We start from the raw sequence: 12,644 nt of genomic DNA, 5'->3' as shown, positions 1-12,644 counted from the left end.
ACAGCAGGCGTTTCACACACTTGGCCTCATGGCTGGACCCCGAGGAGTCGTCGAGACTCTGATCACCGAAATCACCACCGAAATCACGACGCAGGAAATCGCGCTCTGGACCATCGCGGTCGCCACGACCGTGATCTTGTTCTCGATATTCGCGCAGCGACGCGCCCGCGCCGAGCTGGACGCGGCAGCGATCCTCGGGTGGGCGTGTGTGCGCATCGCTGCACTGATCGCGGTATTCGTCGTTCTTGCCATCCACGTCGCACGATCGGGCTGGTTGACCGGCGCCGACACCGCCACCCTGGACTGGTTCCTGGCGCACCGCTCGGCGGTGTGGACGACCCTCGCGGTCGCGGTCACCACCGTCGGCGGACCCGCCGGCGTCGCGCTGGTCGCCACCGTGATCGCGGCCGCCGTCGGCTGGCAGCGCCGCGCGATCGGCCCAGCCCTATTGGTGCTCTCCCCCGTCGCATTGGCCGCCGCCGCGAGCACGCTGATCAAGCTTGCCGTTGGCCGAGACAGGCCACCAGTTTCCGCTCATCTCATGACCGAGACCGACTTTTCTTTTCCATCCGGGCACGTCACCGCGACGACAGCACTGGTCGGGGCGGTTCTGCTGGTCATCTGGATCGAACCGGCGCACAGCACCCGCACACGCAGCACCGGACTTCGAATCGCCGCGCTATGCGCCGGCGTGGTGGCGGTGGTCGCTGTCATGGTGACCCGCCTGTATCTGGGCGTGCACTGGTTGACCGACGTGTGCGCCGGCGCCCTACTGGGAACAACCGCCGTTCTTGCCACAGCACTCGTCGTCACTGCCGTTCGATTGCGTTCCGACCGCGAGCGCGCGGACGCAGCAAGCGTCGGCCACACGACACCGGCCCCGCAGGTCGAGCCACACCCCACGCCGGTGACACCTCCCGCGACACCGGCACCTCCTCGGCGGCCGACACTGAGCAACTCCTGACCCGTTCTCAGCATCTACACAGCGCGGTCGGGCAACACTGCCCAGGCGACCGACACCCCGCCACACGCAACCAGGTGCCGGAACCGGCGCACTGCCGCCCACAACGAGGATCGAGATGACAACAGCAATGAGTGCAGGCTTGCTCAATCCGGACACGTTGGTGTCGACGTTCGGACTGATCGGAATACTCGCCACCGTGTTCGTCGAGTCCGGACTCCTACTCGGCTTCTTCCTGCCCGGCGACTCGTTGCTGTTCACCGCCGGCGTGCTCGTCGCACAACCGAATTCCTTCGTTCCCTTGTGGGTGCTGCTGCTGACCGTGCCGCTGGCGGCGATACTCGGCGATCAATGCGGCTACGTCATCGGCCGAGCCGCCGGCCCCCCTATTTTCGAGCGTCCCACCGCCAAAAGGCTCGGCCCCGCCCAACTCGCACGAGCGCACGCGTACTTCGACAAGTACGGTCCGCGCACCGTCATCCTGGCCCGCTTCGTACCGGTGGTTCGCACCGTGATCCCGGTCATGGCAGGCGCGGCCGACATGCGCTACCGCGAATTCACCCTCTACAACATCGTCGGCGGGCTGGCCTGGGGAACGATCGTCCCGACCCTCGGCTACTGGTTGGGCGGGATCGACTTCGTCCGCGCTCATATCGAACTCATCCTGATCGCGGTCGTCGTCCTCTCGGTCGCACCACTGATCGCGAATTACGCGCGCGCCGCCCTCCGGCAGGGTCGACGCCCCGCCGAACCCAGCGTGTCCGCCGACACGACCCATTCATAGCCTTCGGCACCGCTGGTCTCCGAGTGCCTACTGCGAGCTCGATAGTCGGAACTGCGCCGCTCACCCGAGCGGCAACTGAAATGGATGGATGGATGACAAACACACACGCCTCCCGGCAGCGGTATGGGCTCGGCGTCATCCGTGCGATCGCGATAGCGGCTGTCGCCGCTGCGGGTGTGGCGCTGACGAACAACGGCACCGCATCCGCCGGAATCGACGGGTCGTCCTCGATAGTCGACGGCAATGGGGTACGGATCGAGGCGCAGACCGTCGACACCAACATCAGTTTCGTGCCACCGCTGGACGGCAACCCGTTGAGCCGTGAGTTCTTCCACAGCGGCCGCGCGGGATTCGTTGCCGCGGACAACTTCGACGGGACGATCACGATCGGGTACCAGATCGGATTCCCGGCGACCGGGTCCGGGCGCGTGTACTTCAAGGCCCAGACCCCTGAGCTCGAGGTCGACTTCGGGAACAACTTCGGTACTCCGCGCGCCGCCCTGCTACTCAGCCACCTGATCCCGGTTGCCGGGTTCGAGGTCGGGGCCAGCTTCGGCCCGGGCATCGTCTCGGTGGATGTGGCGTCAGGCTCGATCAAGGGTGGCTCCGGAACCATCGCGATCGGCGGCATCCACGGCACGGTCACCGGGGTGCTCGGCCAGACCAGCATCCGGCCATATGTGAAGGTCGTCAGCTCACACGGCGACACCGTCGTCACCTACGGCCCGATCTTCCGCAACTGATATCCGGTGAGGTCGCATCCGACCCCCGCGTGGCGATGCCAGTAGATGACCCCGGGCTCGAAGCGGTTGATGCAGCCGGTGCCATCCGGGAGGCATTAAACAACAGTGAATCGCCGCGGAGACCGAATGCGGATACTTGCATCCATCATCCCGGCGCCGATGAGCTACGGGCCCAAGGGTCGACCGGGACCACGCCGATCGCATGCCCTTCCGTATCCAGAAGCCGACCCCATGACTTGAATGCTCGCAACACAATTCGCTGATCGGTGACCTGAGCCTGCTGCTGTGTCAGGCGAAGCCGGTCGAGAATCTGGACTACATCGACCGGCCGATGCACCTGCGCCATCACCATCAGATTCGCCGCGCCCACCACCGACACACAAATGCGGGTCTCCGGCCATTCGCTGATCGCCGCGCCGACCTCGTCGATCTTGTGTGCCGGAACCGTCAACCAGAGAACGAACTCTGTCGGCCAACCACCTTCTCGCCGCGTGAAATCCGTTCGGAATGAGATCATTCCGCGTCGAACAAGTCGATCGAGTCGCCGACGAACGAGTTGCTCCGACGTGGTCAGCTGTCGCGCGAGATCGCGGTAGCGATTGCGGCCGTCATTCTGTAGCGCGAGGAACAGATCGCGATCGGCAGGCTCGAAGTCTCGGTCACGTGTGGCAGCTCTGCCAACGTTTTCGGGCGCCTCGACCACCGACTGCTTCTGGCTGGTATCGATTGCTCCGAGGCGCCAATGGATCCCGCTGTGCCATTCCGTAGCGACATGTGCGACTGCTTCGGCGATTCCCGGTATCCGAGGCAGGTATTCGAGAAGCAAAACCCCGAGTACATGCATGTCGCTCGCTAACACGAGCGCGTGTAAGTCGAACGTTCCGTCGGTGGCGTACACGCTGATGACTTCGGGGATGCGAGCCAACTCCTGCGCGACCTCGACGGCGCGACCGGGAAACGCGCGGACCTCGTACACCGCACCGACGAGTGCCAGCTGCGGGCCGGGAACCGACGACACCCACGCACGCCCCGCATCGACGAGTCGCTGCCACCTTCGCCCGACCGTCGCAGGTGACAGCCCAAGTATCGGTCCGAGTTTCTCGAAACTGATTCTCGGATTGGCGTGCAGGGCATCGAGCAACAGGACATCGGTCTCATCGATGCCCGCAGCGAGCGAGCGATGTTCTGATGCATTCCTAGCATCCGGCGTGTCCACGATGTAACTATCCCGCAAATATGGCGCAGAAATCGCGGCTTTCCATCGTTATCGAAGAATGCAGGTCGTCGGCACGTTCACTGAATGCATGAGCGAATCCGCAACTTCCGCCGTCACCGTGCCGCTCGCTCGGTGGGTCGATGAACTGTCACTCGACGCGATTCCGGAACGCGTCATCGAGCGCGCAAAGCACCTTCTGCTCGACGGAGTGGCGTGCGGCCTCGTCGGCGCCCAGCTGCCGTGGTCGCGCATCGCCACGGACGCGGTACTGGGCATGGAAGGGTCCGGCGACTCGGTCGTCATCGGAACGGGTCTGGCCACCAGCGGACCCGCAGCGGTCTTACTCAACAGCACGTTCATCCAAGGCTTCGAGTTGGACGATTTCCATCCAATTGCGCCGTTGCACAGCAATTCCCTGATCGTGCCGGTGATGCTGGCGACCGCTGGGGATGTGGGAGGCGTCGACGGCGTTGCAGCCTTGACTGCGGCGATCGCAGGGTTCGAGGTCGGGCCTCGGGTGGGACTGGCGCTGCACGGTTCGCAGATGTTGTCGCGCGGTTGGCATAGCGGTCCGGTGTTCGGAACCCACACTGCAGCTGTGGTTTCCGGCAAACTGCGCGGTCTCGACACCGACCGGATCGAGGATGCGCTCGGTATGGCCGGTACCCAGTCGGCAGGTTTGATGGCCGCTCAGTACGAGGCAATGTCGAAGCGAATGCAACACGGATTCGCCGCACGCAACGGCTACTACGCGGCGGGGTTGGCCGCCGGCGGCTATACCGGAATCAAGCGAGTCTTCGATCGGCCCTACGGCGGCTATCTCGCGGTATTCGGCGAGGGGCACGACCCGGATCCAACGCAGGTGATCGCCGGTCTCGGCGAAGGCTGGCACACCGAGATGGTCATGGTGAAGTCGTACGCCGCTCAAGGCGGCCTGCACGGCACGATCCAAGCCGCGTTGGAGCTTCGCGCCGAATACGACATCGATGCGAAGACGATCTCCCACATCGAGATTCGGGTCGGACACACCGTCTACCACCACGGCTGGTGGGTGCCCGAACGTCCGCTGACCGCGATCGGCGCTCAGATGAATCTCGGCTACGCCGCGGCTGTCGCTCTGCTCGACGGCCAAGTGCTTCCTCCACAATTCAGCGAGAACCGGTTGGACGCCGACGACGTCTGGGATCTGCTCGACAAAGTCGAGGTCGAACTCGACGAACAGATCGAGAACGCGCCGTTGGAGGAGCGTTTCGCCACGATAGTCACGATCACTCTCGACGACGGAACAACCATGCAGAAGCGAATCACTCAGCCGCACGGCGGTCCCTCGGACCCAGTCACCAACGACGAACTCATCGGCAAATACCGCTCGCTGGTCGGGCCGCTGATCACCACCGCACGACTGGATGCAATCCAGAAAATGGTTCTGCACATCGACGAACTCGCCGATATCGGCACTCTCGCAGACGCACTTGCCCGACCTGTCGCAGGCGCGTTGGACGGAAGCAACCGATGACCGCCCACGAGAATCGTCAGCGGCTACGAACTGCCCTCGCTTCCACCGACGTGACAGTCGCTCCTGGTGTCTTCGACGGCATTTCGGCTCACCTGGTCCGGCTGCTGGAATTCGCCGCCGCATATATGACCGGAGCAGGCGTCGCAGCATCCGGATTCGGTCTGCCCGATATCGGACTGGTCACGCAAACCGAGATGGTCGAGCGGGCCCGCATGCTGGTCTCCGCTCTCGGCGACGTCCCGCTGATCGCTGACGCGGACACCGGCTACGGGGCCGAGCTGAGCGTCATCCGCACGGTTCGCGAATTCGAATCCGCAGGAGTGGCCGCAATTCAATTGGAAGACCAGGCCTTTCCGAAGAAATGTGGACATCTGCCAGACAAGGAACTCATCTCGACAGACGCATTCGTCAAGAAACTCGAAGCGGCCCTCGATGCGCGCACCGACTCGGACCTGATCCTCATCGCCCGTACCGATGCGCGCGGACCGCTCGGCATCGCCGCAGCGATCGACCGCGCGAACGCCTACGCCGCCGCGGGCGCAGACATGATTTTCGTCGAAGCACCGCAAGGTGCCGACGAGGTCGAACGAATCGCAAACGAGGTGTCGGCACCGCTGCTGATCAACCTGGTCATCGGAGGGTTGACACCGATCGAATCATCCACGCGCCTTACCGATCTCGGCTACGCGGTGGCGATCCACCCTTCACTGCCGCTCGGCGCAGCAGCGTTCGCAATGTTGACCGGTCTGGCCGGACTCGCCGGTCGAGACCCGGCACCGCTACTGCCGTCAACGCCCGCTGAATTCTTCGACTTGGTCGGACTCGCCGAATGGTCCGAACTGGCCGAACTGTACCGAACCAAAGGAGAGTGACCCATGGGCATGACCATGATCGAAAACCTGCTCGCCCGCAAAGCGGGTGTCGCACAAGTTCGTCCAGGTGACATCGTAACCGTCGACGTCGACATGTGCGTCATGATCGACCTACAGTTCGCCACACTATGGATCCCGCCGAGCCGTATCCACGACGCCGACAAGGTCGCCGTCGTGATGGACCACGCCGTCCCGGCGCCCTCCCTCAAGGATGCAGCGGCCGGCCCGAAAGCCCGAAAGTTCGTGGCCAACTTCGGAATCGACAAATTCTTCGACGTCGGACGGCACGGAATCTGCCACCAGGTCATTGCCGAAAACGGTCTGGCTCGCCCGGGCGAGGTGCTTGCCTGCACCGACTCGCACACATGCGCCGGCGGCGCGTACAACACTGCGGCGCGAGGCCTCGGCCCGGCCGAGGTGTACTCGATCCTGTGCACCGGTTCCACATGGTTCCAGGTTGCGCCCACTGTGCGCTACGAACTGAAAGGCGACCTGCCGGTAGGGATCAGCGGCAAGGACGTCTTCCTTTACATCGCGAATACGTATGGCGATGCCACAAATCAGAACCTCGAATTCGGCGGACCGGGCGTGGCGAGTGTTCCGCTGAACGACAGACGCACTATCGCCACCCAAGTGGCCGAGATTTCCGCCGACTTCGCCACTTTCGGTGTAGACGACGTCCTGCGGCAGTTCCTCGCTGAACACGGCGTGCACGATTACGAACCCGCGGATGCGGACACAGACGCCGAGTACGTCGACACTCGCATCGTCGACCTCGGTGCGCTCGAGCCTTACGTCGCCCGTCCGGGCACAGTCAGCAAGAATGGCCTTCCTGTTTCCGCAATCGAAAGAAGACGAATCGACCAGGCGTTCATAGGATCCTGCGCGAACGGGCAGCTCGACGACCTGCGCATCACCGCTGAGATCCTGCGCGGCAAAACCGTGGCGAACGGAGTCCGTCTACTTGTCACGCCGGCGTCCCAGCTGGTTTACCGCGATGCAATGCGATTGGGCTATCTGCAGGACATCGCGGATGCCGGTGGCGTTGTCACCAATTCCACGTGTGGTGCGTGCTTCGGCTATCACATGGGCGTCGTCGGGCCAGGCGAAGTGTGTCTCACGTCGAGCACCCGCAATTTCCCCGGCCGGATGGGCAGCACCGAGGCAGAGATCTATATGGCTTCACCCGCAACCGTCGCCGCATCCGCCATTACCGGTTACATCACCGACCCCAGGAGCGTCACCGCATGATGACCACAATCACGGGCCGAGTTTGGGTATTCGGCGACTCCATCGACACCGACGCCATGTACCCGGCGTTCGCGATGAAGCTCGACATTCCCGAGGCCTCGAAGCATGTCTTCCACCAGATCCGTCCCGGTTGGACCGACCTCGTCGAACGCGGCGACATCGTCGTTGCCGGACGGAATTTCGGAGTCGGATCCTCTCGCCCGGTCGCTGCACTGTTTCGTCATCTCGGTGTCGCTGCACTGCTCGCCGAAGACTTCAACTCATTGTTCTTTCGCAACGCAATCAATGCAGGACTGCCGGCCCTGACCGTGCCAGGAGTCACCGATCTGTTCAACGACCGCGATAGCGGAACAGTCGACATCGCGACAGGCACTGTTCGCAACGACACCACCGGCGATACCGTCCAAGCGCAGCCGCTCCCGGGGCTGATCCAGGAAATTCTCGCGAGCGGCGGCATCCTCGCGAGACTGGCAGAACAGGGATACCTGCCGATCGAACTTCTCGACGCATTACGCTCCGGCGCGGTTCCCGTCGACAGTTCGTCGGGGGCATGATGGCGACACCGATTTTCGGGCGTCTGCTGCGCCCCGTCCGAGCTGGCGTCGGCCGGACAGCCTGGCACCATCGGGCGACAAACCAAGCGCCGGAATGTATTACGGTCACAAGCGCAGCGTTCCTGGAGGGCGCCCCGATACCGCGGCGGTATGCCGGCCACGACGTCGGCGACAACATTTCACCTCCGTTGAGATGGTCGGGAGCGCCGGACAACACTACTGAACTGATCCTCGTAGTCGAGGACCCGGACGCACCACTGCCTCGCCCCGTCGTCCACGGATTGTTCTTCGCCATCAGCGCGGCGGGACGGGGCGAACTACGTGAAGGCGAATTGAGCGCGGCAGACGGTCCGGCCCGCGTCGGCCTCGGATCGTTCAAGCGCCGCGGTTACTCCGGACCGCGGCCGGTGCCTGGACACGGTCCGCACCGCTACATCTTCCAGCTGTTCGCCCTGGATCGACCCAGCGGTCTCGGCGAGCACGCAACTCTCGCCGAAGCAATGGCCGCAATCGAGGGCCTGGTCATCGGCCGCGGGCGACTGATCGGAACATACGAGCGAGGCTGAACGCACGGGGCCGACATCACACCGCGCAGCAGCTAGCGAGTCACGTGGCACGAACAACCAGCCCGGCGTCGTACCCCGCCACTGTATGAATACGACGGTGTGGATTCGTTGATGAATTCTGGAGCGGTTTGGTAGCGGACTCCGGAGCTCGGTGATGAGTGGACACCTGTGATGTTGATGAATATTGGAGTCGTTCGTTTGCTTGTGGATTCGATCGGTCGTCGTTGACAGTCGCAATGCCTGGGCGGTGGAGGTGTTCGATGGGTAGGCCTGGCCGCGCGGACAGATACCTGCATCGACGGAGCGCTCGCCGACGAAGTTGCCATGGGTGTCGACCTTCGCCGTGCGGTCGACGGGACTCCTCGGTTGCGTGATCGCCGCGCGGCCCCGACCGGTTGAGGACGCCGCGATATCTGTCGGCGTGTCGCCGGCGGCAGCCGAATCGCTTGCTTCTCTGCGGGTTCCATTGTTCGTCCATCCTTCGACCGAAGCCGAGTATTGCCCGCGAGCGCCACCTCGTGATGTAATTTGGAGCCTGACTCCAAATTGGATCCGGACTCTAAATCGCGACAGGGAGGTTGCGGGTGGAATCGACAGTGTTGTCGACACCAGCGGAACGGGGCGCGCGCAGGCGTGAACGCACCCGGCAGGTCGTCTTGGCGGCGGCGGAAAGCCTGCTGGCCGATCGTGAGGCCGAGTCCTTCCGGATCGAGGATGTTGCGGTCCACGCGGGCGTGTCTGCTGCCTCGATCTACGCCCACTTCGGAACGAAGGACGCGCTGATCGCGGCCGTGGTCGATCATCTCGTCGAGATGACCGAATCGCGGCTCGAAGCGGCCTACGCCGCGCCCGCGACTCCGTCGGAGCGCTTCCAGCTGATCGGTGTCACGTTCATGAAGCTGCTGCTCGCTCACCCGGCGATCGGCAAGTACGTCGCGTTGAGCGCCGTACGCGAGCCGGCGACCGAGGCCGAGGGACGGGTCGGGGCGCGGATGAATCGGTTGCGGGAAGGCTTCGAGCACGCCATCCAAGCCGTGATCGACGTCGGCGAAATGAAGCCGATCGACGCCCGGTTGCTTTCGCACTCGCTGCTCGCGACATGGACTGCTACGGCGAGCTTGCAGCTGCGCCGCGATGATCTGCGGCTGTCTCCGGACGAGATCGAGGCGGCACTTCGACAAACCATCCGGTTACTCGTCGCTGGACTCCAACCCACTCACCAGAGGACCACGCCATGACTGCCAACGCCACCCGGAACGCCGGCCCAGCTCTGGTCGATCGAGTTGCTGCCCTCACCGCTCTGGCTCGCACGCCCGGCGCCGAGGTCTACCTCGACCCGGACAAGGTCGACCTCGAGGCATGGAATCACGTCGGCGATCCTCTCTGCGAGGACCTGATGGCCGTGATGCGCGAACGGAAGGAGATGGGCGGCGACATCTACGTCAACGCACGCCGCCTCCAGGACGAAGGCGTGCCGGAGGCGGTGGCGTTCTTCGCCGACGTCGAAGCGGTTCCCTCCTGGTTGGACGTCGACTCGCTGCGCCGCGGCGCCAGCATGGGACGACGCAACCCGGTCGGCATGGCCTTCGGGATGCACGCCGCCCTGCCCTACACCTACATCGACCCCGCGACCGCTCACGTCATGGGTTCGACCGGGCGCCTCGCGCGCGGCGGCGACTACCGCCGCCGCTACTACGAGACCGCGGCGGGCTTCGTCGGGGCGCTGGACGTCGACGGCATGCTGCCCGGCGGCGAACGCTGGATTCTCTGGGTCCGGATCCGGTTCCTGCACACGATGATCCGGATGGGAATCGATCGCGGCGGTCGTTGGCCGATGTACGAAACCGGGACCCCGATCAGCCAGCTCGCCACCTCGGGCGCGACGTACATCTTCGGGCAGTTCCGGGTGAACATCATCGAGTACTTCGGCGGGATCGTCAGCCAGGAGGAGCGTGACGGCTTCGCGCTGATGTGGCGGTGGGTGTCGCGCATCGTGGGCGCGAACAATCAGCTCCTGGGCCGCACCCATGCCGAAGAGCTGGAGTTGCAGACCCGTCAGCACCGGTTCCTGTACGCGGCCACCGACGGCGCCGCCCGCTTGACCGCCGACGTGGTCGCAGGCGCGGCAGGGATGCCGGTGTTCGGCAAGTCGAGAGCCTTCAACCATGCCGTCGCACGCCGACTCCTGGCACCGACGATGACCGACACGCTGACCGACCACCCGGTACAGCACGACCTGGGTCTGACGCCGGCACCAGCAGCCGAGTTCGCCGTGCGCTTGTTCGCGGGCGCGATGCACGGCGTGAACCAGGCCACCCGCCTGCGGCCCGTCCGGAGGCTGGCCGACGCGCGTGGCCTCCAGTTCATGGACTGGTTCGTCGAGCGCGGCTTGAAAGGCGTCAAGGCCGAGTATCGCGGCACACCGGTGGCCGGACGGCCCACCGACCAGTAGACCCTGCCTTCTCTTCGATAGGAGTACATCTGTGACCAGCACGACCGACATCGCTTTCGCCACCGAGTCCCAGCTAGATTCGGCCATCGACGACCTCACCCGTGGTGCGGCGAACTGGGCTGCGCTGCCCCTCCCAGACCGCATCGCCCTTCTGGAGCGGACCCACGAATCCATTGCCGCCGCTGCCGACGACTGGGCCGAGGCGGCGATCCTCGCCAAGGCAACCCCGCGTGGCCCGCTCGAAGGCGAGGAGTGGATGTCGGGACCGTACGCCACGCTCGCCGGCTTCGGCGCCGCGATCGAGAGCCTTCGCAAGATCGCCAAAGGCGGTTCGCCCGCCGACGGCCTGAAGACCCGTACGGCAGCGGGCAACCGCACCGCATTCACGATGCTGCCCAGCAACCTCTACGAGTTCAACCTCTTCCACGGCTTCAAGGGTGAGGTGTGGCTGGAGCCCGGCGTGAGCGCTACCCAAGCCAAGCGCACCGCCGGCCTGGGCGCCAAACGACTCGGCGAAAACGGTGGCGTCGGCCTGGTGCTCGGCGCAGGCAACATCTCCTCGATCGGCCCGCTGGACGTCCTCTACGAACTCGTCGCCTACAACCGAGCCAGCGTGCTCAAGCTGAACCCCACCTTCGGTGGCCTGCTCACCGCGTACGAGCGCGCTTTTGCGCCGCTGATCCAGGCCAACCTCGTGCGCGTCGTCAACGGAGGCGCCCAGGTAGGCCAGTACCTCACGGGACACCCCGGTATCCAGCACGTGCACATCACCGGCAGCGGCGTCACGCACGACATGATCGTGTGGGGCTCCACTACCGACAAATCCGGCACCCCACGCCTCGACAAGCCGATCACCAGCGAGCTCGGCGGCGTGTCACCCATCATCGTCGTGCCCGGCAAGTGGGACGCGGCGGACCTGCGATACCAGGCCGAACACGTCGCCACCCAGCGGTTCCACAACTGCGGCCACAACTGCATCGGCGGTCAGGCCCTGATCCTGTCGGCAGACTGGCCGCAAAAGGAACAATTCCTCGCCGAACTGCGCACCGTCATCAGCGAACTACCTGACCGAACCTCCTGGTACCCAGGCACCGAGGCGAAGACCGCGGCAGCACAGGCGGCCTATCCCGATGCCGAACGGATCAACGGCCGCACGCTGCTGAAGGTCGACGACACGACCTCACAGTCCGCGTTCACCACCGAATATTTCGGCCCCGTCCTGGCCCACACCGAGTTGGGTGGAAGCGGCATCGACTTCCTGCGCGCAGCCGTCGAGTTCGCCAACACCAAGCTCGACGGCACCCTCGGCGCGAGCCTGATCGTGGCCCCGGCCGATCGCACGGCGATGGGATCATCGTTCGAAAACGCGATCGCCGACCTCCGCTACGGCACGATCGGCATCAACGTGTGGAGCGCTGTCGGCTTCCTGGTGTCGGCGCTGTCGTGGGGTGCGTTCCCGGGCAACACCCTGGACAACGTGGGCTCCGGCATCGGCATCGTTCACAACGCCCACCTTCTCGAGAACGTCGAGCGAAGCGTACTCACGGGCCCGTTCCGGCCGTTCCCCCGATCGGTGGCCAACGGCGAGTTCACCCTGTCGCCGAAACCCGGGTGGTTCGTGACCGCCAAGTCCGGACTCGGCGTCTCGGAAAAGCTGACACGCTTCGCTGCCAATCCGAGCTGGGCCAAGCTTCCCGGCATCTTCAACCAAGCCTTCCGCGGCTGATCA

Annotated in this window: 12 protein-coding genes and 1 pseudogene; 11 read left to right on the top strand and 2 right to left on the bottom strand. The window is 64.6% G+C overall.

Features of this window, described 5'->3' with window-relative positions:
• Positions 1 to 28 precede the first annotated feature (28 nt).
• The 3 genes from FGL95_RS28950 to FGL95_RS28940 all read left to right on the top strand — a co-directional run bounded on the left by FGL95_RS28950 (position 29) and on the right by FGL95_RS28940 (position 2,488).
• Complete coding sequence (locus tag FGL95_RS28950; RefSeq protein WP_169593944.1) at positions 29 to 964, top strand: phosphatase PAP2 family protein; 936 nt, start codon at positions 29 to 31, stop codon at positions 962 to 964.
• Between the two features lie 115 nt (positions 965 to 1,079).
• Positions 1,080 to 1,745, top strand: coding sequence for a DedA family protein (locus FGL95_RS28945; protein WP_169593943.1), 666 nt, complete (start codon positions 1,080 to 1,082; stop codon positions 1,743 to 1,745).
• A gap of 92 nt (positions 1,746 to 1,837) precedes the next feature.
• Entirely contained in the window at positions 1,838 to 2,488 is a 651-nt protein-coding gene (locus tag FGL95_RS28940; protein WP_206072420.1) for an MspA family porin, read from the top strand.
• Here FGL95_RS28940 and FGL95_RS33210 read toward each other — a convergent pair.
• Together FGL95_RS33210 and FGL95_RS28930 are read right to left on the bottom strand one after the other, a co-directional pair.
• A pseudogene (locus FGL95_RS33210) lies at positions 2,464 to 2,574 on the bottom strand (hypothetical protein); the annotation flags it as partial. The gene FGL95_RS28940 and the pseudogene FGL95_RS33210 sit on opposite strands and share 25 nt — an antisense overlap.
• A gap of 59 nt (positions 2,575 to 2,633) precedes the next feature.
• A complete protein-coding gene (locus tag FGL95_RS28930; RefSeq protein WP_169593941.1) occupies positions 2,634 to 3,704 on the bottom strand; it encodes an AsnC family transcriptional regulator in 1,071 nt (356 codons plus the stop codon).
• A gap of 88 nt (positions 3,705 to 3,792) precedes the next feature.
• On the opposite strand from FGL95_RS28930, the gene FGL95_RS28925 reads away from it, so the two are divergent.
• The 8 genes from FGL95_RS28925 to FGL95_RS28890 all read left to right on the top strand — a co-directional run bounded on the left by FGL95_RS28925 (position 3,793) and on the right by FGL95_RS28890 (position 12,641).
• Positions 3,793 to 5,220: an MmgE/PrpD family protein gene (locus FGL95_RS28925; RefSeq protein ID WP_169593940.1), complete on the top strand. Its 1,428-nt coding sequence runs from the start codon at positions 3,793 to 3,795 to the stop codon at positions 5,218 to 5,220.
• Positions 5,217 to 6,092 carry an isocitrate lyase/PEP mutase family protein gene (locus FGL95_RS28920; RefSeq protein ID WP_169593938.1) on the top strand — a complete coding sequence of 292 codons (876 nt, stop codon included), beginning with the start codon at positions 5,217 to 5,219 and terminating at the stop codon, positions 6,090 to 6,092. Before FGL95_RS28925 ends, FGL95_RS28920 begins: the two co-directional genes overlap by 4 nt.
• A 3-nt stretch (positions 6,093 to 6,095) precedes the next feature.
• Positions 6,096 to 7,343 (top strand): 3-isopropylmalate dehydratase large subunit, encoded by a 1,248-nt coding sequence (locus tag FGL95_RS28915; protein WP_169593936.1) that lies wholly within the window; start codon positions 6,096 to 6,098, stop codon positions 7,341 to 7,343.
• 8 nt (positions 7,344 to 7,351) lie between these two features.
• Positions 7,352 to 7,897 carry a LeuD/DmdB family oxidoreductase small subunit gene (locus tag FGL95_RS28910; RefSeq protein WP_338080086.1) on the top strand — a complete coding sequence of 182 codons (546 nt, stop codon included), beginning with the start codon at positions 7,352 to 7,354 and terminating at the stop codon, positions 7,895 to 7,897.
• Complete coding sequence (locus FGL95_RS28905) at positions 7,897 to 8,463, top strand: YbhB/YbcL family Raf kinase inhibitor-like protein (protein WP_169593931.1); 567 nt, start codon at positions 7,897 to 7,899, stop codon at positions 8,461 to 8,463. The genes FGL95_RS28910 and FGL95_RS28905 overlap by 1 nt, the downstream gene beginning before the upstream one ends.
• Before the next feature lie 584 nt (positions 8,464 to 9,047).
• Entirely contained in the window at positions 9,048 to 9,701 is a 654-nt protein-coding gene (locus FGL95_RS28900) for a TetR family transcriptional regulator (RefSeq protein ID WP_169593929.1), read from the top strand.
• Positions 9,698 to 10,915, top strand: a complete 1,218-nt coding sequence (locus FGL95_RS28895; protein WP_169593927.1) for an oxygenase MpaB family protein — start codon at positions 9,698 to 9,700, stop codon at positions 10,913 to 10,915. The genes FGL95_RS28900 and FGL95_RS28895 overlap by 4 nt, the downstream gene beginning before the upstream one ends.
• A gap of 31 nt (positions 10,916 to 10,946) precedes the next feature.
• Positions 10,947 to 12,641 (top strand): aldehyde dehydrogenase family protein, encoded by a 1,695-nt coding sequence (locus FGL95_RS28890; protein WP_169593925.1) that lies wholly within the window; start codon positions 10,947 to 10,949, stop codon positions 12,639 to 12,641.
• Positions 12,642 to 12,644: the final 3 nt, after the last annotated feature.

The sequence above is a fragment of the Antrihabitans stalactiti genome (assembly GCF_012932915.1).
GTDB classification, from domain to species: domain Bacteria; phylum Actinomycetota; class Actinomycetes; order Mycobacteriales; family Mycobacteriaceae; genus Antrihabitans; species Antrihabitans stalactiti.
Note: the sequence above shows the minus strand (reverse complement) of the source record. Positions and strands in the feature narration are given on the sequence as shown.